The 20806-nt window shown below is 54.5% G+C and carries 15 protein-coding genes; 6 read left to right on the top strand and 9 right to left on the bottom strand.

Going from position 1 to position 20806, the window contains the following annotated elements; genetic code table 11:
• Window positions 1-187: hypothetical protein (locus BLR64_RS30620; protein WP_208607228.1), on the top strand; the 187-nt coding region annotated here is incomplete at its 5' end.
• 765 nt (window positions 188-952) lie between these two features.
• Here the strand turns inward: BLR64_RS30620 and BLR64_RS25040 are convergent.
• From BLR64_RS25040 to BLR64_RS25000, 9 genes are all read right to left on the bottom strand, one after another.
• Complete coding sequence (locus BLR64_RS25040; protein ID WP_090718807.1) at window positions 953-2674, bottom strand: adenine deaminase; 1722 nt, start codon at window positions 2672-2674, stop codon at window positions 953-955.
• A 22-nt stretch (window positions 2675-2696) separates the two neighbouring features.
• On the bottom strand, window positions 2697-3761 hold the full coding sequence (locus BLR64_RS25035) for an ABC transporter ATP-binding protein (RefSeq protein ID WP_090718805.1): 1065 nt from the start codon (window positions 3759-3761) through the stop codon (window positions 2697-2699).
• A 30-nt stretch (window positions 3762-3791) separates the two neighbouring features.
• On the bottom strand, window positions 3792-4580 hold the full coding sequence (locus tag BLR64_RS25030) for an ABC transporter permease (protein WP_090718803.1): 789 nt from the start codon (window positions 4578-4580) through the stop codon (window positions 3792-3794).
• Between the two features lie 4 nt (window positions 4581-4584).
• Window positions 4585-5403, bottom strand: coding sequence for an ABC transporter permease (locus tag BLR64_RS25025; RefSeq protein ID WP_039869910.1), 819 nt, complete (start codon window positions 5401-5403; stop codon window positions 4585-4587).
• Window positions 5404-5428: 25 nt separating this feature from the next.
• Complete coding sequence (locus BLR64_RS25020) at window positions 5429-6391, bottom strand: nucleoside hydrolase (RefSeq protein ID WP_090718802.1); 963 nt, start codon at window positions 6389-6391, stop codon at window positions 5429-5431.
• A 2-nt stretch (window positions 6392-6393) separates the two neighbouring features.
• Window positions 6394-7482 (bottom strand): ABC transporter substrate-binding protein, encoded by a 1089-nt coding sequence (locus BLR64_RS25015; RefSeq protein ID WP_090718800.1) that lies wholly within the window; start codon window positions 7480-7482, stop codon window positions 6394-6396.
• A 184-nt stretch (window positions 7483-7666) separates the two neighbouring features.
• Complete coding sequence (locus tag BLR64_RS25010; protein WP_039869907.1) at window positions 7667-8011, bottom strand: hypothetical protein; 345 nt, start codon at window positions 8009-8011, stop codon at window positions 7667-7669.
• Between the two features lie 360 nt (window positions 8012-8371).
• Window positions 8372-10528, bottom strand: a complete 2157-nt coding sequence (locus tag BLR64_RS25005; RefSeq protein ID WP_090718798.1) for an alpha-galactosidase — start codon at window positions 10526-10528, stop codon at window positions 8372-8374.
• 579 nt (window positions 10529-11107) lie between these two features.
• Entirely contained in the window at window positions 11108-13822 is a 2715-nt protein-coding gene (locus tag BLR64_RS25000; RefSeq protein ID WP_090718796.1) for a beta-mannosidase, read from the bottom strand.
• Window positions 13823-14199: 377 nt separating this feature from the next.
• Between BLR64_RS25000 and BLR64_RS24995 the strand changes: the two genes are divergently transcribed.
• The 5 genes from BLR64_RS24995 (at window position 14200) to BLR64_RS24975 (ending at window position 20797) form a co-directional block, all read left to right on the top strand.
• Window positions 14200-15549 carry an ABC transporter substrate-binding protein gene (locus BLR64_RS24995; protein ID WP_090718794.1) on the top strand — a complete coding sequence of 450 codons (1350 nt, stop codon included), beginning with the start codon at window positions 14200-14202 and terminating at the stop codon, window positions 15547-15549.
• A gap of 124 nt (window positions 15550-15673) precedes the next feature.
• Window positions 15674-16567, top strand: a complete 894-nt coding sequence (locus BLR64_RS24990; protein ID WP_090718792.1) for a carbohydrate ABC transporter permease — start codon at window positions 15674-15676, stop codon at window positions 16565-16567.
• Window position 16568: 1 nt separating this feature from the next.
• The gene (locus tag BLR64_RS24985; protein ID WP_090718790.1) at window positions 16569-17402 is read left to right on the top strand and encodes a carbohydrate ABC transporter permease; all 834 of its coding nucleotides are present in this window, start codon (window positions 16569-16571) and stop codon (window positions 17400-17402) included.
• Between the two features lie 25 nt (window positions 17403-17427).
• Window positions 17428-19263, top strand: a complete 1836-nt coding sequence (locus BLR64_RS24980) for a cache domain-containing sensor histidine kinase (protein ID WP_090718788.1) — start codon at window positions 17428-17430, stop codon at window positions 19261-19263.
• A 34-nt stretch (window positions 19264-19297) separates the two neighbouring features.
• Complete coding sequence (locus BLR64_RS24975; protein WP_090718786.1) at window positions 19298-20797, top strand: response regulator; 1500 nt, start codon at window positions 19298-19300, stop codon at window positions 20795-20797.
• Window positions 20798-20806: the final 9 nt, after the last annotated feature.

The raw sequence follows: 20806 nt of genomic DNA, 5'->3' as shown, positions 1-20806 counted from the left end.
AGCAGCGAGTAGATCATGGCAGGAATGTTTAGCTCCTGCGGCCGACCACGGTGGTTCTTTTTCCGAAGGACGTGCAGGACCGGAGCCAGATCTAAGTGTTCAAAGATTTGGCAGTATTTATTTTCTGGGCGCATCAGGAGCAATTCCTCAAAGGAAAATAGCTCTTCTTGTCGAATTGAATAGATAGGGATTACCTCTTTTCTTTCTCGGGTGTCGGTTTGGTCGCCTATAACTTCGAGAATTTGGGGAGGTACTCCTTTTTCTATGCTCAAAAAATCCAAGCGCAGCAAGGGTTTTGGATTATGAAATTGTCTCCAAAGTGCAGCTATTCCAGAAAACAGAGCGTTTCTCCTCCATATAGCTGTAGAAAGTACACTTATTTAGTTTGACGGACAAAATGTGCTGGGCCGAATGCGTTGTATTGGTGGATCAGCGTTGGCAGGCCGGCATTAGCGGCTCAGTATCAGTGGCGGGGCATCAGTAACTCAGCATCGAGAACTCACTATTAGCACCTCAACATTAGCTACTCAACTTCAATAGCTCAGCACCCAACTCACTATAGATAACTCGGCCATCAGGAGCTCACTATCAGCGACTCAACTTCAGGAGCTCAGCATCAGCAACTCAACTTCAGCTGCTACACTGGCAGATCAGCATTAAAGCTCAGCATGTTCACTCCAGCATTAACACAAGCGACGCCGCTGGACCATTACAAAGCAGCATGTGCCTAACAACGAGCATGGAACCTCTATCCTGCTATAGTTACTGTATTGCAAGAAGGGGCATCCCATCTGGGACGCCCCTCCTTTATCGCTTCGCCCTAATCAACGGCAGCGCCTTATCCTCACGTTTCACGCGGCAGAGCGGGAGCATCTCTTCTCCCTCCTCACCCAGCGGAACGCCAGCAACTGCCACCTCATGCTTCACCAGCGGAACGCCAGCAGCGGCTCCCTCACACTTCCCCCAGCGGGAACAACAACGGCACTACCTTGCCCGCAACGACATCGATCAGCCCGAAATCCGTAATCTTCAGCGCCGGGCTGACCGGCAGTGAATGCGTACTGATGGACATGATCGGGTTGTAGTGGTTGTAGCCCAGCGACTCCATCGCTGTGCGCAGGCCCAGCACCCGCTCCGCCGTCTCGGCGAGCGGCGCCTCGGTCAGGATGCCACCGACCGGCAGCGCCAGCAGGGCCAGCACTACGCCGTCACAGACGACGCAGAAGCCGCCCTGCTCGGCAATGACCGTGTTCGCGGCGAGCGCCATGTCCTCGGCGTTGTGTCCGACAACGAGCAGGTTGTGGTTGTCGTGCGAATACGTCGTCGCGATCGCACCGCGTTTGATCGTGTCGCCGCCGATCAGGCCGTAGGAGCGGCCGCCGGTTTTGCCGTACCGCTCAAAGGTAGCGATCAGGCCGCAGCCGGTGTCCTGCCATTGCAGCAGGCCGTTCTTCACTTCGGCCTCCACATGCTTTTCTTCGGTAAACGTGGACACGTTGTTGACCGTCATCACACGGGCGCCGTAGCGGCCGTCAGGCAGCTCCGGGCGCACCGCGAAGTCACCGGCGCTAAGCGGCGCGAGCTGCACGCTCCGGTAGAAATGCGCCGGGAAGCGCGGCGCAGGTGCAGGCTGTGCCTGCGGCCGGCTGCGGTCCCAGACCTGCGCGCCGCGCTTGTACACCGCCTCAATCGTGAAGCTGCTGAGGTCGGACAGCAGCAGGTAGTCGGCGGTTTTGTTCGGCGCGATCACGCCGCGGTCGTCCAGCTTCATCCGCCGGGCCGGCGTGTAGGTGGCCGCATAGACAGCGGCCTCTGGTGCCATACCCATAGCGATGGCCTTGCGGACGAGATGATCCAGATGGCCGGTCGCCGCCAGCGAGTCGGTCATTACATCGTCGGTCACGAAGCAGAAATGCTCGCTCACCGGATGCTGGATCAGGTAGTCGACAACCTCCGGGGTCATCGACTTCTCCTGAATCTCGATGAACATCCCGGCGGCAATCCGCGCGGTCAGACCCTCGATGCTCTGATGGGTGTGATCGGAATCGATCCCGGCAAAGATCAGCTGGTGCAGGTCGAGGTCCAGCAGCTTTGGCGTATGCCCCTCGATAACCAGACCGGGGTACTTGCTGCGGACGTGCTGGAGAATCTGGTTGCTTTTGCAATCGGGATCACGAATCACATCGACGAAATTCATCACCTCGCCCAGGCAGATCATCTGCTCCGTCGCCATCAGCTCATCAATATCGGCAATTTCAATCGAGCCGCCCGTCGTTTCCAGCGGAGTCGCCGGCACCGAGCTCGGAATCGCGTAGAACATATCCACCAGGCAGTCCTGGCTGGCCCGGATCATCTCATGCACACCTTCAACGCCGAACACATTGGCCATCTCATGCGGCTCGGGAACAATCGTCGTCACCCCATGCTGCAGAATACCGTAGGAGAACGTCTCCGGTGTAATCATCGTACTCTCAATATGCAGGTGGATATCGATCAGCCCGGGCACCAGATACTGCCCCTCAGCCTCAATTATCTCTCTAGCTGCGAACGTTTCCGCACCAAGCTGGCCGACATAGAGAAAACGCCCGTCTTTTACAGCAACATTCGCCGTCTCGAACCGTTTATAGTAACTGTTGTACACTTTAGCGTTCAAAATAAGTTGATCTGTAATCATCATGTCTGCTCCTTATGAAGCGCTACTGCACCAGCACCAGCTTCTCTTTTGGAAAATAAACCGTAACCCGCTGTCCCTGCACGAATGGCTGCTCCATCTCCTGATTCACCGTGAACACACCCAGCTCCGTCTCCACCTGATACTGGTAGCTGCGGCCGAGGTATGTGCTGATCTGCACCGTTCCCGGCAAAATGTTACTGGCCGTGCCCGGCTCCGGACTGGCTGCAAACAGCTGCAAATCATCAGGACGGATCGCCCCGAGCAATCCTGTGTTACCGAGGCCCTCCGGCCGTTTGGCAGCCTGGAACTTCAGCGCCCCTCTGCTAAGTTCAATATCTGAACCCGTATCATTCCGTCCGTCAAAAGCGATAAAGTTCCCGAACCCGATAAACCGGGCCACGAACTCGCTCGCCGGATATTTGAAGATGGCTGACGGCTTGTCGAGCTGCTCGATTTTGCCATTGTTCATGACCGCCACCTGGTCGGAGATCGAGAAGCATTCCTCCTGGTCATGCGAGACATAGACGGTCGTGATGCCCAGCTCCTGCTGGATGCGGCGGATTTCCACACGCATGTTCACCCGCAGGTTGGCGTCGAGGTTACTCAGCGGTTCGTCGAACAGCAGCAGATCCGGCTCAATGACGAGCGCCCGGGCAATTGCCACCCGCTGACGCTGTCCGCCGGACAGGGCTGCCGGAAGTCTTTTCTCAAAGCCGCCCAGACTGACAATCTCCAGCATCCGGGTTACCCGCTTCTTCACTTCCGCCTCCTTCAGCTTGCGCAGCCGCAGGCCGAACGCCACGTTATCAAACACCGACAGATGCGGGAATAACGCATAGCTCTGGAACACGAAGCCGAAATTACGCTTTTCGACCGGAACCTTGGTGTAATCCTTGCCGCCGAACATAAAAGCTCCCGCTTCCGCATTCAGAAACCCGGCGATGAGGCGCAGGGTCGTTGTTTTGCCGCAGCCGCTGGGGCCGAGCAGGGAAAGCAGTTGCCCTTTTGCCAGCGACAGATTGAAATCCTCCAGTATCAGACGGTTGTCATAAGCAACCGATACCTGCTCAAGACTTAAAAGTGACATTGCGTTATGCCTCCGTTATCCTTTAATAGGCTATCTTTTGGTAAAATAAGCGAATCCCATCAGCCGCTCGATGACGAACATCAGCGCTGCCGTCAGCACCATCAGAATGACGGAGATTGCGGCAATCGTAGGATCGAAGTAATTTTGCACATAGGTCAGCATTTGAATCGGCAGGGTACTGATCCCCGGACCGGTCATGAAGACGGAAATATCCACGTTGTTGAACGACTCCAGAAAAGCGATCAGAATCGCCGCCAGAATCCCCGAGCGGATGTTGGGCAGTACGATTTTGAAAAACGTGTACAGCCTCGAAGCTCCCAGGCTCTGCGCCGCCTCCTCCACCGCGAAATCGAAATTCTCCAGACTTGAAGCAATAACCCGGATAATAAACGGCAGCATAATCACTGTATGTCCTATCAGCAAACCGGCCACAATCGGCAGCCCGTAGACGACTATCAGGTAGCGCAGCAGCGTGAAGCCCAGCACAATCCCCGGAATCAGCACCGGTGACAGGAAAATCGCATTCAGCGTATCCCGCCCGCGGAACCGGTAACGGCTCAGCGCATAGGCCGCAGGCACACCCAGCAGGAGCGCCAGCAGATTGCCGAGCAGCGAGATGATAATCGAGGTTTTGAAGGTGTCCATAAAGGCGCTGACCTCAAAAATATTCCTGTACCATTTCAGCGAAAAGCCCTCAGGGGGGAATTTCAGGACCGTGCCCGGCTCAAAGGAAGTAATCGAGATGATTACGAGCGGACCCAGCAAAAATATAAAGACCAGCAGTGTGTACAAGGACAGCGCGCGGTTGCCTTCCTTCATGTTCTCACCCCTTCGGATTCAGGCGGTTAGCCCAGGCATTCATCAGCCCGACCACCACAAATGTAATGACAATCATAATGACCGCGATGACCGAGGCCGCCTGCCAGTCGTTCAGCGTCATGGCGTTCTGGTACAGGAAGGTGGAGACCACCCGTTCCTTACCGCCGAGCAGCGCAGGCGTTGTATACGCCGTAAGGCTGCCGACAAAGACGAGAATGCCGCCGATAATCAGGCCCGGCACCGTCAGCGGGAAGGTGATTTTGCGGAATGCGGCAAACGGGGAAGCCCCCAGACTGCGCGCCGCGCGCACCAGCTCGTGATCCAGATTCTCCATCACGCCGAGAAGGGTGATAATGATCAGCGGCAGGAACAGATGCACAAGTCCGATCATCATCGCCGTCGGCGTATAGAGAATGTCGAGCGGCTTATCGATCAGCCCTATGTTGACCAGGAAGGAGTTGATCAGCCCTTTTTTGCCGAGGATAATCATCCAGCTAAACGAACGAACCACAGGGCTCGTCAGCAGCGGAAAAATCGACAGTGCCAGCAGAATGCTTTTTTTGCGGGCGCTTGCCCGTGAGATATAATAAGCCGCCGGATAGCCGAGCAGCATGCAGACCAGCGTTGTCACCACACTCACCCGGAGCGTAGTCAGCAGGATGCGGTTAAAGTAACCGTCCCGGAAAAAATGCAGATACCCTTCCAGCGTCAGCTTCCCGTCCTGTACAAAAGTCGAGGCAACCGTCAGCGTAATCGGGACCAGCATGAAGGCCGCCAGAAATAATAGGCCCGGCAGCAGCAGGTACAGTGCTTTTTTGTTCATTCTATTGACTCCCGTCCTTCTTCTGCTATTGATTCAGGCTGTTAAAGCTATTGCTGTTCAAACTGTTAATGAAGCATTCCAGAAAAGCAGGTGCGTCCACCTCCAGGCAGACACCGGCGTTCGCCGGCCGTCCCAGCCGGTTCTGGAAATCGCAGACGGTCTGGCCGTCGCAAAGGTCACTTCTTGTCTCAACATCCACATAATAATCACGCACAGTAACGAACGAGCGGTTCAGCGCTACGCCTACCGCCAGCGGATCATGCAGCGCACAGGCCTGTACACCGTTCCGTTCCCAATAACGCTTACGGTAATCCGCCGTACTCTTCTCCACATAATCGCGGATCACCGGATTCTGCAGCCTCGCTATATCATCTGCGCTTAGCAGCGCCTTGCGGGTCACATCCAGCCCGACCAGCGTCAGCCTGGGAAAACCGGCTGCCAGCACCAGCTTGGCCGCCTCCGGATCGACGTACATGTTGTATTCGGCCGTCGGCGTAATGTTGCCGAAGCCCTGCACCACGCCGCCCATCACAATCACCTCGGCGGCATGCTCCGTCAGCTCCGGGCATTTGTGCAGCGCACGTGCCAGGTTGGTCAGCGGTGCGGTCATAATCAGTGTGACCTCACCGGGCTGCGCCAGCACCTGGCGGATGATGAAATCCTCCGCCCGCTCCGCTTCAGGCTGCTTCGTTACCGTCATGCCGGTAAGCGCGCCGCCAATTCCGTCCGAGCCGTGTACACGGTGCTCGAACACGCTATCCCGGACCAGCGGCTTATCCGCCCCGCGGCAGACCGGAATCTGCCCGGACACGCCGAGCAGCTCCAGAATCTTGCAGGTGTTCAGGGTCGCCTGATCCAGTGAGACATTGCCGCTGACCGTGGTGATTCCGAGAATATCGAGTTCTCCGCTCGTTACAGCCAGCATAATGGCCAGCGCATCGTCCACTCCAGTATCTACATCCAGAATGACCTTCTTACGTGCTGTCATCCTTAGCCGCCGATCTCACGGTTGAAACGGTCGGTCCACTCGGTAATGTGCTGGTTCACGAACGACATATCCAGCTTGCGCAGCTGGCCGATAACATCCGCTCCGTAAGTCACGCCCACCGCCTCTTCAGGTGTCAGCATTACGTTCATGTTAACCGGAGAATCCACTTTTGCTTTGGCGGATGCCGCCTGTACTTCTTCACTCAGCTGCCAGTTAATGAATTCCTCAGCCAGCTCTTTATTGTCACTGCCTTTAACTACGTTAACGGTGTTCATTACGGCATATGCGCCTTCGGAAGGTGCCACAAATTTGGCATCAGGCACAGCCGCCTGCAGATCCTTGAAATACATTTCCATGATCGGGCCGCCGGCGATTTCCTCCTGGCCGAACATGTTTACATACTCCGAGGTCTGGCCGTAGTATTTCACAACATTGCTGTCCAGCTCTTTCAGCTTCGTGAACGCTGTATCTTCATTGAAGTCTGCGTTGCCTGCAGCAAGGGATGCCGCGTCAACGATCATCGGGCCTGCTGTAGCGGTAATCGCCGGCATCGCCAGGTTTTTATCAAACTTGGTCCACAGATCGCTCCATGCGGTTACTTCCCCTGAGGTCAGAGCCGGATTGTAGGCAATACCTAAACGTCCGATCGTGTACGCAGGACCATACTCTGCGCCAAGGGGCGCTTTTGCGATATCATAAATATTCTGGAGGTTCGGGATTTTGCTGCTGTCGATCGTATCGAACAGCCCTTCGTTAATAGCCTGCTGAGCATAATAATCAGACAGATAGACTACGTCCACGTCGGAGCTGCCCTGACGGATTTTGTTCAGCCGCTCGGCGTTGTTGCCGATTTCCACGACGATTTTGACGTTATGCTCTTTCTCAAACGGAGCGTAGACCGATTCCTTGAAGAAGTCTTCCGAGAAGCCCCAGGTGGAGATAACCAGTTCTGTCGGCTCTCCGGAAGCTGTATTTTGTGTTGCTGCATTGTCAGTGCCTGTGTTGTTGGTGGTCGCCGCATTGTTTGCGCCGCAAGCCGCCAGCATTGAAGTCAGGGCCAGTGCAAGGCCGGTTGTCATGATCTTTTTCATTAGTAAATAACCTCCCAGAAATGTTTGTATGGTCTATTTTTTCAATAAAAAAAGAAAAGCATTCTTGTAGGAACAAGAACACTTTTCTTTGTGTAAACAAAGTCAAGAGCTACCCGTTATAGAAGGACGGTCTTCGCTTAAGATAGATCAAAAGCAAAAATCCGCAGATATTAAGATGAAGCTGTTATTCTCCGGCCAGTATCATATTCGTAAAAGCCCACTGGGTCGGTGCATCGTAATCTCTGAGCAGAACCTCAATCGTCAGGCCCATCTCTTCTTCAAGCCTTTCCTTAAAACGCTTCTTAAACAGCAGCGACATCCGGAAGTCCACTTCCTGCTTAAGCTCCGGCGCCTCCCCTTCCAGGGCGGTCGACCGTGGAGACCTGCGGTGCTTGGCGTGAAAGGTAATGACCCGCTGATCGACAGTTACGCGAAGCAAGGTCGTCCCGAAACCAAACAATTCCTTGGAGATCTCATTGTAGATCTGGCACATCTTTTTCTTCTGCTCGCTGTTTTCCAGTTCTGCCATGAAACCACCTTTGAAAACCAGAATATCGTACAATCACATCGAGATTAATTGTTATTATACATAGTTAAAGTATTTTCGGCAACAAAAAAACTAAAACTAACATGAAAGTAACGCTAAACACGAACATTTACCGTTATGCACATAGGGAATGATCAGGAAGAGGCAGCGGTGTGCTCATACAGTACGCCGGTGATTCAAGGGCATTTTTGCCTTTGATTCCGCCATCTCGCCCGCGTCCGCTGAAATCAGAGGCATTTTTGCCCTTCACTTTTATTATTCCCAAGACAAATAAAAAAAGCCAGGTTTCCCTGGCTCATTCATACTATTCATTTAATTAATCACGTTGTTTAATTAAACCTGTTAATCCTGTACCTTCAAGTGGAAGCAGCCGCTCACATAGTCACGCTGGATGTCCGGCAGCGCCAGCCCGGCTTGCATCAGCCGGTCACCGCCGAAGACTTCACCGCTATCCAGCACCGTATAGTCGAGGTCCGGGTTCAGGCCGCGGACTTTCAGCGTCCGGCGTGCCGGATATGGCACCGCCATTACGCGGAAGTAATACACCAGCGCCTCGCGCTGATCATCGGAAACAAACATCCACGCCGTTTCGTTACCTTCGAATGGACTCTGCAGGCGGTACAGGTTCCCTTGCTGCACGAGGCTGCGGATTTCCTTGTAATTCGCAACCTGCTGCTTCACCAGTTCCTTTTCCTCGTAGGTGAACTTCGTCAGGTCAAGCTCGTAGCCGAAGTTACCGGACATGGCGACATCCCCGCGGAACGACAGCGGTGTAACCCGGCCGACCTGGTGATTCGGCACCGCCGAGACATGCGCACCCATTGCGCTTATCGGATACACCAGGCTGGTGCCGTACTGAATCTTCAGGCGCTCCGCTGCGTCGGTGTCGTCGCTGGTCCAGGTCTGCGGCATGTAGTAGAGCATACCCGGGTCGAACCGGCCGCCCCCGCTGGAGCAGCTTTCAAACAGAATATGCGGGAAATCACCCGTAAGGCGGTCGATCAGCTCGTACAGCCCCAGCACATATCGGTGGGCAGTTTCACCCTGCCGCTCAACTGGCAGCTCAGCAGAACCAATCTCCGTCAGGTTACGGTTCATATCCCATTTCACATAAGCGATAGGCACGCTGGAGAAAATTTTGCTGAGTGCATTATACACATAATCCCTTACCTCAGCACGCGTAAGATCAAGCACCAGCTGCCAGCGCGCTTCGGTGCGCCGGCGTCCGTGCACATGCAGACACCAGTCCGGATGTGCACGGTACAGATCGCTGTCCGGGGAGATCATCTCCGGCTCAACCCACAGGCCGAACTGCATGCCCAGGTCATTGACCCGCTTCGCCACGTCGGCCAGTCCGCCGGGCAGCTTGCGCAGATCCTCGGTCCAGTCACCGAGGGAAGAATTGTCGGCATCACGCTTGCCGAACCAGCCGTCATCGAGCACGAACAGCTCGATGCCCAGCTTCGAGCCTTCAGCAGCAATATCCACCAGTTTATCAGCATTGAAGTTGAAGTAGGTCGCTTCCCAGTTGTTCACCAGGATTGGGCGTTCCTTATCACGGAACGTTCCCCGCACCAGACGTGTGCGGTACAGGCGGTGATAGGTCCGCGACATGCCGCCGAGGCCTTCAGCAGAGTAGACCATTACCGCTTCCGGTGTCTGGAAGCTTTCTCCGGGAGCCAGCCGCCAGGAAAAATCAAACGGATTCAGCCCGATGCCCAGCCGGGTATGGCTGAACGCGTCCACTTCGGCTTCAATGGCAAAGCCGCCGCTGTAGACCAGCGAGAAGCCATATACTTCTCCATGGTGCTCGTCGGTTCCAGGCTTGGCCAGCGCAGCGAACGGATTGTGCTGATGGCTGCTCATGCCGCGGCGGGACTGCAGTGCCGTCGTACCCTGCTCCAGCCGTCTTCGGGTCAGATTTCCTTCCCGCGACCAGCCGCCGGACAGATAGATCAGATCGAATTGGCCGTCTTCCGGGAAATCAACGGAAGCGCTCAGCGCGCGCAGCAGATCCAGCGGGGCCTGCCCGTCATTGACCAGCTCCACCGAGCGGGCAATAACATCCGTGTCACGGTACACGGTATACCGCAGGATTACATTCAGCGAGGCATAATCATCGCGCAGCGTAATCTCCAGCGTATCCGCTTCATCCGGGGACTCCACATATACAGACGGAAGTCCGGCAAGCTGCGGCTTGCCTGCCAGCACCCGGTATCCGGTATATTGCAGCTCTGTAATCCGCGTGCCGTCCTGCAGCTTGACCTGGTAAGCCGGCACCCGGTAATCTCCTGTGCCGTACTGCGGATATTCCTGCGGAAGCCGGTCAAGCGCAGTGCCCACACCCAGATGCGGCAGTCCGTCCAAATTGCCGTCATGGCGCAGCTTCTTGCCCCAGTATACGTGTATCGGATAGTTATTATATAGGCCGATAATATAGCTCATGCCCTTACTCTGCAGATGAAAGATCCCCTTGTCTTCCTGTACCCAAATCGCCATTTTACGGCTCCTTCTCCCTAAAAGTTAGGTGTATTTTGTTCCACTCCGCCAATTTGTCCGCGCCTGGTGAATGTAGTGGGAAATAGAGGGATTCTTCCCTCTATTCCGGCCTTGGTGGCCCACTTCAGCCTCATTTAGTGGGATTTTCCCCTTTGATCTGAGCCTGGCAGCGCCCTTCAGCCCCGATTAGAGGGATTTTTCCCTTTGATCTGACCCTGGCGGCTCCCTTCGGCCCCAATCAGAGGGATTTTTCCCTCTATTTCGGCCCGGATGGCCCCCATCAGCCCCAGTTAGAGGGATTATTCCCTCTATTTCGGCCCCGGCGGCACCCTTCAGCCCCAGTTAGAGGGATTTTTCCCTCTATTTTGGCCCTGGCGGCCCTCTTCAGCCTCATTTAGAGGGATTTTTCCCTCTATTTCAGTCCAGGCGGCCCTCTTCAGCCCCAATTAGAGGGATTTTCCCCTCTAATCCGGCCATGGTGGCCCCCATCAGCCCCAGTTAGAGGGATTTTCCCCTCTAACTCAATACTTTGCGCAAGCAGACTTCCAACTTGCGCATCATCATGGCTATGCGCCCGCTTTACTTCACATAATCCGCCATTGAGCGGACTTCCAGCCCTTGCGGAACAGCAGGAGTGAAGTCCGGCGCACCAGCACCAGCTTTCGCCCCATTCATTACTCCGGCACCAGTAGCACCCGCTTTCGCCCCATTCATTACTCCGGCACCAGTAGCCGCAGCTTCCACTCCAGCTCTAGCCCCGTCATTTCCACCGGCTTCCAACCGGGCACTTGCCGCAGCCTCAGCACTTCCTCCAGCCGTTACCCCGCCACGCCGCAGGAACTGCACCGTCTTCTCCTCCCCCGGAAGCAGGTCGAAGAAGTTGTCGGAGAAGATGCCCTCCTGCTCCGCCGTCAGGTACACGCCTCTGGCCAGCACGTCGCTGCTGACCGTGAAGCTCAGGCCGCCGCTGCCCGGCACCTCTGCTACTGTCAGAGCTGGCCGTGCCAGCTTTAGCTCCTTGGCCTCAGCAAAGTAGTGCTCCTTGCGCTCAAGCAGCGTACCGTCCGCCGCCTCCAGAGCAGCTACCAGCACCACCTGCTCCAGCGAACTTCCCCCTAGCAGCTCCGCCACCGGCACAGTGAATACCACCGCTGACGAATCAGCGGCCAGCTGCACAGGCTGCTTCCACTCCTTCAGCACCGCTCCGCTGAAGTCATGCAGCCGGACTACCAGCTCTGCGGCCAGCGCTTCCCGCAGGTCAGACACTGCATGAACCTGCAGTTTCTCACCGTCCATCGCCTCCACAGAGAGCAGGACATCCTTGAAGCTCCGGCGCGCTGTATACTGCAGCGCCTTCCAGCGGCCGTAGTAGTCCATACCTGCCCAGGAAGCCACCGGCCAGCAGTCATTCATCTGCCAGTACAGGGTGCCCATACAGTAAGGCTTGTTCCGGCGGTGGCTCTCAATGGCCATCCGCATGGCCTCTGCCTGAAGAATCTGGCTCATGTACAGGAACGAGCGGAAATCCTTCGGCTCCGGCAGATAGATGTCCATATATTCCTTGATGATCTGATTGCCCCGGCCGTTCTTCTGGTGGGCCAGCATGACTTCCGACTCCAGCTCCATGTCCTTTTCTTCCGCATAGGTCAGTACCGATTTCAGCTCAGGGAAGGACTGGAAGCCGTATTCGCTCATGAAGCGGCCAACCTTTACATTGTAGTTCTCGAACGGCTCAATACCGTGCCACACACCCCAGTAATGAACGTCCCCGTCGCCTGCAATCCGTACAGCGTGCTGGTCGATATCATTCGTGAGCTCACGGAGCGGAGAGGACGGCCAGTATTCCATACCCGGATGATGAGCCGCTACCGCCTCCGGCAGAATCCGGTGAAAAATCTCTTCATAAGCAGTCCACAGCGTCGCACGGATTTCGGCACTCAGCTTCTCCTTCCAGCCCCAGCCCTTATTCTCCTCGAATTGCGCCCAGGCAGAGTCAATCTCGTTATTGCCGCACCAGAGAGCAATACATGGATGATTGCGCAGCCGTTTCACATTATAAGCCGCTTCTTTTTGCACATTCAGAAGGAACGCCCCGTCTCCCGGGTACATGCTGCAGGCAAACATAAAATCCTGCCACACCAGCAAGCCGTATTCGTCACACAGCCGGTAAAAATCCTCTTCCTCATAAAAGCCGCCGCCCCACACCCGCAGCATATTCATATTCGACGCTGCCGCTGATGCGATCTCATGGCGGTAGCGTTCTTCCGTTACTTCCGTAATGAAGCTGTCGTTCGGGATATGGTTCGCCCCCTTGGCGAATACCGGCACACCGTTCAGCTCAAACTTGAATGAGGCGCCCTTCGCATCCGGTTTGCGGATCAGCTTGATCTCGCGCAGACCGGTCTTCACTTCAGCACCAGCCACGGCCGCCCCGTTCTCCAGCAGCTCTGCCCGGAACGATGTTAACTCCGGCGCTCCCAGCCCGTTGCACCACCACAGGCGCGGCTGATTAATCTCCAGTTCAAGCTCCACTGTGCCCTTACCCGGTTCCAATGTAACTTCCCGCGTCCACTCCTGCCCTTCAGCAGTAATCCGCAGCGTTCCCGCCCATGTTTCCGGCGTATCCACTTCCACTATGGCTGTCACGCGTGCCGACGCCTGTTTAACCTCATCCTGCCGGATGTACACATCAGCAATCACAGCAGCATCCCTTCCTGAAAGCACCGCTTCACGCCAGATGCCGCTGGTCAGAAAGCGCGGGCCCCAGTCCCAGCCGTAATGATAAGGCGCTTTGCGGGCAAACACGCTGATCCGCTGCTCCTGCAGCCCGCCCAGCTCAGACTGGTCATTCGGTGCCGGCAGGTCATAGCCGAGATGCTCCAGCTTCGGCAGGTCCTCTTTTACAGCGGAGCGGAATTTCACCAGGATTTCATTTTCTCCGGCCCGCAGCAGCCCTTTGACATCCACCGTCCACGCCAGGAACATATTATCTGCAGAAAGCGCATGCACATTATTCACGTAGACATCAGCATAAGTATCCAGTCCGGCAAAATTAAGCTCGGTAACCGTCAGGCTCTGCCAATCCTCATCCAGCTGCAAGATCGTTCTGTACTCCCAGTCCTTTTTGTCGATCCACTGCAGCTCGTGCTCATTCTTTCCATAAAAGGGCTGCGGAATCAGCCCGTTGCGCAGCAGGTCCGTATGCACCGTTCCCGGCACAACTGCCGGAAACCATTTTTCCTCACCGCAGGCCCTGAATTCCCAATTTGTTAAAGCAAGCTGTTTGTGCGTCATGAGTCCTCCTAAAAGTTTTGTTAGCCTATGCCCTCTATACTTGCTTCGTACAAAACTCGCTCCGAAAGCATACGCTAAAAGTTTTGTGAGCCTATGCCCTCTATACTCGCTTCGTACAAAACTCGCTTCGAAAGCATACACTTAATTTTTGTGAGCATACACTCTAATCCCGTTAATCAATAAATAATGGCGTTTTCAGAATCTCGTACGATAACCATTGTATTTTGTTATTATATTGTTAGCAACAACCTAATTATAATCCTAGAAAGAAAACAAATAAAGACAATAAATAATAAATCAATACATTTCTCAGGCCAGAAAATCACGCTATAATATCCATGTAAACGCTAACAATAAAACGAAAAGGGGACAAAGCAATGAGAAACAAGTTATTTTCGTTATCTTTTGTTATTATTATGATTCTTTCTCTATCCCTGACAGGCTGCGGTTCAAACAACAATAACAACAATGCCGCTACAGCTACAGACGAACCCGCAGCGACTGCTGCTCCTGCCGACAACGGCGGAAATGCAGCAGCGACCACTGAACCGGCAGCCCCAAGCGGCGCAGACATCAGCGGCAAAATCACCTTCCTGACCAACAGAACCGACATGATCGGCAAAGAGTATGACGAATATGTCAAGCGCTTTAATGAAAAGTATCCGAATATCAAGGTTGAATTTGAAGCCTCACAGACCGACTACAACCAGCAGGCAAAAGTCAGAATGGCCAGCGGCGAGCTTCCTGACGTTATGTTCATCCCGACCATCCCTAACTCGGACCTGCCGAAATATTTTGCACCGCTTGACGATCTCGGCCTGACGGACCAGATTACCTTTAAAGATTTCAAATCCTATGAAGGCCAGCTGTACGGTATCACCACCGGTAACTCCACTACAGGAATTGTCTACAATAAAAAAGCGTTCGCCGATGCCGGCATCACCGAAATTCCCAAGACCTGGGATGAATTCCTCGCTGCCTGCGAAAAGCTGAAAGCAGCCGGCGTTGTGCCGCTCGCTTCCAACTTTAAAGACAAATGGCCGCTGAACGACTGGGTATACTCCGTTCCCCGCATTATCGACGGCGACCCTAATTTCCCGAACGAAAAGCTGACCTCCGATACTCCTTTTACCATGGACAACGGCTACGGCAAATCGCTGAGCCTGCTTAGAGAGCTGAATGAGAAGGGCTATCTGGAAAAAGACATCAACTCCACCAACTGGGAACAATCGAAGAAAGACATCGCATCCGGCAAATTCGCCATGTACTATCTGGGCAACTGGGTTATCAACCAGGTTATCGGCGCAGGCACAACTTCGGACAATGTAGGCTTCTTCCCGCTTCCTTATGACAATTCAGGCACGATCACTGCACCGCTGAGCCCTGACTTCTTCTATGCAGTAGCCAAGAACAGCAAAAATGTAGACGCTGCCAAGGCATTTGTCAAATGGATGATCGAAGAATCCGGTTATGAGGATTTTGCCGGCTTCATCTCTCCGCTTAAGGGCAAAGAATCCAACCTGACTCAGCTGAAGGAATTCCAGGCTACCGGCGTAGTCCTGCAGGAAGGCACTGTGGATGACGCCAAGGTTACTGAAATCACCAACAAAGCACAGCTCGACCTGCCGGCTATGGCTCAGGAATTCGTTCTGGCCAAAGATCCGCAAACCGTCTTCGACAAATGGAACAAAGCATGGGCCAAAGCCAAAAAAGACCTCGGCTATTGATCCTGTAGACACGCAGCAGCTTAGCTGCGCATAAACTTCGGCGCAAAATGGATTATGCCTTCTCCGGGTAATCCATTTTGTCTTCATACCCATGAAACGCTTTTACGGAAAGAAGGTTGAAGACATGTTCGGCACATTATCCTATAACAAACAAAAGATGATTATCATCATTTCCTTTCTGACCATTCCGCTGCTGCTTCTGGCAACGTTCACCTACTACCCTGCCCTTAAGCTGGTCTATTACAGCTTCACCAACTGGGACGGCTACAGCCCGGAGAAACCTTGGGTCGGCCTGGACAATTACCGCGAGGTGTTCGGCAATCCGGATATTTTCAAGGTGTTCACGCATAACTTTGCCTACTTCGTCATGGGGATTGTCCAGAATATCGTCGCCATCTACTTCGCTGTCGTACTGAGCAGCAGGCTGCGCGGCAAAAATGCCTTCCGCATTATGCTCTTCCTGCCTTATATTATGAACGGCGTCGCGGTGGCTTTTATGTTCGGCTATGTTTTTGATACGACCAACGGCTCCCTGAACCTGTTCCTGAACAGCATTGGACTGACCGGACTCAGCCAGACCAGCTGGCTCGGTACCGAAGGGCTGGTTAACTACTCGCTTGCTTCCACCGGCTTCTGGCGGTTTATGGGCTATAACATGGTCATCTACATCGCTTCTTTGCAGGCTATTCCGAAGGATATTTATGAAGCGGCCAAAATAGACGGTGCGGGCTCTTTTCAGACACTATGGAGAATTACCCTGCCTAACATGAAGCCGGTCATCCAGCTCAACCTGTTCCTGACCGTTACCGGCGCGCTCGAAGTATTCGATCTGCCGTTCGTCCTGACGAAAGGCGGCCCTGCCGGCGCCAGTGAGACTTATGTGCAGAAGGTCGTCGATACGGCATTTGCTTTTAATAACTACGGACTGGCTTCGGCGATGAGCATCATCCTGCTCTTCTTTGTCGTCATTGTGCTGCTGGTGCAGCAGCTGGTGCTTAGCCGGGGAGGAGACAAATAATATGACCCGCAGCAAATTCCGCACTGTTGATTTTCTCAAATACGTTACGCTCCTGATCGGGGTGTTTGTCGTCCTTTTCCCGCCTTACGTGGTGATCGTCAATGCCTTCAAATCTACGGATGAATTCAACACCAGCAGCTCGATGGCTCTTCCGAAAAGCTTCCTGAACTTCGACAACTTCATCGCCGTGTTCCAGCGCGGGGGTCTGCTCAGCGGCTTCGGCAACGTGCTGGTCATCATCATCATTACATTGACCCTGAACATTCTGTTTGGCACAATGGTGGCATACGTGCTGGGCCGCTTCAATTTCAGACTGAAACCGCTTGTATTCGGAGCTTATCTGGTCGCCACCATCATTCCGAGCATCACTACCCAGGTCGCCACCTTCGGTATTATCAAAAGCCTGGGACTCTACAACACGCTCGGCGCTCCCATTGTTCTGTACATCGGTGCTGACGTGATCCAGATCATTCTGTATCTGCAGTTTATCCGTAACATTCCGTTTGATCTAGACGAGAGTGCTATGGTAGAAGGCGCTTCCCTGTTCAAAATCTACCGTTCGATCATCTTCCCGCTCCTCACTCCGGCGACAGCAACGCTGGTGATTCTGAAGACGATCAGCATCTACAATGACATGTACATCCCTTACCTTTATATGCCCAAACAAAGCCTTGGCGTAGTGACCACGATCCTGATGCGGTTCCAGGGGGTCAACTCGGGCGAATGGAATCTGATCTGTGCGGCGATTCTGCTGATTTTGCTGCCGACAGTCATTCTGTACTTCTTCCTGCAGCGTTATATTTTTGAAGGAGTCACCAGCGGCGCGGTAAAATAGGGGTGTACGGAAAGGAACAACTTCAGTGGTTTCCTATATCCTGAGCATTCCCCGCAGACTCTGGCTGTTCCTGGCCAACCTGCCGATGGAGCGCAAGCTGATTGTCGTATTCATCTTTGTGCTTTCCCTTCCGATCACCTATGTCAGCTACCTGTCCTCGCGCTCTACCTTCAATTCGGTGCTGCAGAGCTCCACGAAGAGTGCCGGGCAGATGGCGGGCAATGCTTCGGATACCATCGACAGATATATCGCCGACCTGAAAAGATACACCGCATTGCCGCTATACAATACCGATGTGCAATTTTATCTGGAGCAGCAGAACACCGACTGGGAAAAGAATACCAGCATGTCGATGTTCCTGAGCTATTTGATCCATACCAAAGAAGAAATGACTGCCGTATACCTGGTGGATAAATACGGCTATGTATTCTATGACCGGGCTCCCGGAATTAATGAGCTGTTCCCGTCAGAACGGATGGCACAGTGGCGCAGCCTGACGGAAGAAGCCGGGGTAGCCCCCGTTGTGCAGGGCCGTCATACCCTCCGGGTGAACTCCGGCGAGCACCGGGAAGTGTTCAGCGTGATGCGCACAGTCTCCTCGGTCAGCATGCTGAAGCCGATCGGGATGATTGTATTCGATATCGACATCAAGCTGTTCAAGGGCATCGCCGATCCGGTAAACGCCGTCACCCAGGGCAACACAATCATTGTTGATGAGCATGGCGGGCTGGTCTATGGCGGTATTTCTGCTGAGTCAGCCGGTTCTGCCCATGCAGACAGCCCGGACCGGGAGCAGCAGGATATCGCTCTGCTGCTGGAGAAGACAGGCGCGCCGGAAGGCCATTTTCAGATCAGGCTGGAGGAGCAGGATTATCTGGCCGTATACACCGTATCGCAGAAAACCGGATGGACAACGATGGTCACAATCCCGCTTGAACGTATCCTGACTCCGGTGCAGAAAACCCGCAACACGCTGATTTTGACTACACTGGCGATTGTCGCCATTGCTCTGGTGGTAGCCACCTTTATTTCCCATGCGCTGACCAAGCCGCTGAAATCGCTGGTCCGCCTGATGAAGCAGGTGCAGCATGGCAATCTGGATGTCTGGCTGTCACCCAAATATAATGATGAGATCGGAATGATCGGCAGCCACTTCAACCGGATGATTATCCGGGTCAAGGATCTGATCCAGGAAGTGTCGCTGACGGAGAAACGCAAGCAGAAGGCCGATATGCGTGCCTTGCAGAACCAGATTAACCCGCATTTTATTTACAATACGCTGGAGTCCATCCGCATGCTGGCAGAGAGCAGCGAAGATCCGCGTGTAGCAGAGCTGACCTACTTGCTCGGACTGCAGATGCGCTACGGCATCGTTCGCAGCGAGGAAATGGTAACGGTCCGCCATGAGCTGGATCATGTACGCAATTATCTCAACCTGCTGCATATCCGCTTTCCGGATAAGTTCAGGCTGCAGATGAATGTTCCGGAGGCGTTTCTGCCGCTTCCCCTGCTTAAGCTGGTGTTTCAGCCTGTAGTCGAAAATGCGGTATTCCACGGCCTGGAGGCAAAAGAAGGTCCGGGTACCCTCCTGATTACCGCCTGGAGCGAGGATGGGAAAACGGTATTTTGCGTTGAGGATGACGGTGTCGGCATGGACGGGGAAACGCTGCGGCTGTTGAACAGCAACCTGCTGAACAGCACCGACAGCGAAAAGTTTGGCATCGGGCTGCGCAATGTCAATGAGCGGCTGCGCCTGCATTACGGCAGCGCTTGCGGCCTGCAGGTCTTTAGCGAGCCGGGCCGCGGCACCCGTGTCATCATCCGGATTGACACTCTTGCTGATACACGCGATACGGAATGATAGGGCAGTATAGCCAGGAAAGGGGGAAGCCGCATTGCTGCGTATAGTAATCGTAGATGACGAGGTTCTGATCCGTGAAGGCCTGGCCCGGATGATCAGTAAAGAGAGCAGTACCTTCTGTGTCGTTGGTACCTATGCGGACGGCAAGCAGCTGCTGGATGAGCTGCCCTCCCTGCAGGTGGATGCCGTCATTACCGACATCCGCATGCCGCAGATTGATGGCCTGGAGCTGATCAAACGGCTGAAAGTCAGCCACCCGCAGATCCGTACGCTGCTGATGAGCGGGTTCACGGAATTTAATTATGCCCGGGAGGCGATCCGCAGCTCAGCTGTGGATTACCTGCTGAAGCCGATTAACAAGGAGCAGCTCTTTGAGGTGCTCTATTCGCTTGAGCAGGAACGGAAGCAGCAGCAGGACAAAGAAAACCGCCAGCGCGCCGGCCTGCTCCTCTCCCTGCTGCAGATCCAAGAGCCTGCGGCTGCGCTGATAGGCGGCATTCTCCTGCCCCTTCCCTATTTCACAGTCACTGTAGTGAAAGGCGGCCGTCTGGAAGGCGCTATCGCCTATGCCGACCGCCTTCGGGCAGATCAGAGGATTATCTCTGATCTGCTCGAGGTTCATAAAGGGCTGCTGGCCTGGGTCCGCTATTCCCCGGAGCCGCTCACGCCTGCAGAGCGCCGGGAACCGGCCGGCGGGATCGGAGCGGCCTGCCCGCAGCAGCGGCTGCACCTTGGAGTCAGCCGCTCTTATGACGATCCGGCCCGGCTGCGCACCGCTTATCTCGAGGCCAAGCTGGCCTGTGATGCAGGAATCTATAACCCGCAGCCGCTGCATTATGCTACTATTGAAGAGTTGAAGCCTGCCGGTCACATGGCCTCTGCAGATCCCTTTCTCCCGGTCCGGGGGCCGCTCATTCATGAGCTGCAGATTCTGAATATTTCCGGGGTCCGGGAATGGGTTCACCGGCTGTTCTGCGCCTTCGAGGCTGAGCAGGCCGATCCGGAGCTGATCATCCGCTGCCTGCAGCAGGTGGAGGAAACGGTACGCAATGAGCTGAAGGAATTTGAAGAGACTCACCGGCAGCAGAGCCGTCCGAGGCTGGAGGAAAGTGTGAGAGCGTGCATGAGTCTTGGCGAGATCGAGAAACTGTTCACCTCCACATTAACTGCTGTACTGGAGGATATCCGCACCCGCCGGCTGGAGCTGTCCGGGACGGCCGTTGAAACCGTAAAACGCTGGATCGCCGCCAACTATAAGCAGCACGCCGATCTGAACATGCTTGCCGGAATGGTATTTCTGACACCCAGCTACTTAAGCAAGCTGTTCAAGCAGGAGACGGGTCTGACCCTGACCGACTATGTGATCGAAATCCGTATCCGGACGGCCAAGCTGCTGCTGAAGAATGCCCCGGATCTGAAGGTGCACGAGATCGGCACCGAGGTCGGCTATCCCGATCCCGCCTATTTCAACAAGCTGTTCAAAAAAACCGTCGGCGTCACGCCGAATGAATACAAACGAATTTCTCACGTGTAAGGAGTCCTT

It is taken from the genome of Paenibacillus typhae, from assembly GCF_900099765.1.
Taxonomy (GTDB): Bacteria; Bacillota; Bacilli; order Paenibacillales; family Paenibacillaceae; genus Paenibacillus_AQ; species Paenibacillus_AQ typhae.
Note: the sequence above shows the minus strand (reverse complement) of the source record. Positions and strands in the feature narration are given on the sequence as shown.

Coding starts and splice junctions, on each gene's coding strand:
- BLR64_RS25010 (WP_039869907.1), bottom strand. CDS start 8,011: ATGGCAGAACTGGAAAACAGCGAGCAGAAGAAAAAGATGTGCCAGATC.
- BLR64_RS25000 (WP_090718796.1), bottom strand. CDS start 13,822: ATGACGCACAAACAGCTTGCTTTAACAAATTGGGAATTCAGGGCCTGC.
- BLR64_RS25035 (WP_090718805.1), bottom strand. CDS start 3,761: ATGTCACTTTTAAGTCTTGAGCAGGTATCGGTTGCTTATGACAACCGT.
- BLR64_RS25020 (WP_090718802.1), bottom strand. CDS start 6,391: ATGACAGCACGTAAGAAGGTCATTCTGGATGTAGATACTGGAGTGGAC.
- BLR64_RS24995 (WP_090718794.1), top strand. CDS start 14,200: ATGAGAAACAAGTTATTTTCGTTATCTTTTGTTATTATTATGATTCTT.
- BLR64_RS25015 (WP_090718800.1), bottom strand. CDS start 7,482: ATGAAAAAGATCATGACAACCGGCCTTGCACTGGCCCTGACTTCAATG.
- BLR64_RS24990 (WP_090718792.1), top strand. CDS start 15,674: ATGTTCGGCACATTATCCTATAACAAACAAAAGATGATTATCATCATT.
- BLR64_RS25005 (WP_090718798.1), bottom strand. CDS start 10,528: ATGGCGATTTGGGTACAGGAAGACAAGGGGATCTTTCATCTGCAGAGT.
- BLR64_RS25030 (WP_090718803.1), bottom strand. CDS start 4,580: ATGAAGGAAGGCAACCGCGCGCTGTCCTTGTACACACTGCTGGTCTTT.
- BLR64_RS24985 (WP_090718790.1), top strand. CDS start 16,569: ATGACCCGCAGCAAATTCCGCACTGTTGATTTTCTCAAATACGTTACG.
- BLR64_RS25040 (WP_090718807.1), bottom strand. CDS start 2,674: ATGATTACAGATCAACTTATTTTGAACGCTAAAGTGTACAACAGTTAC.
- BLR64_RS25025 (WP_039869910.1), bottom strand. CDS start 5,403: ATGAACAAAAAAGCACTGTACCTGCTGCTGCCGGGCCTATTATTTCTG.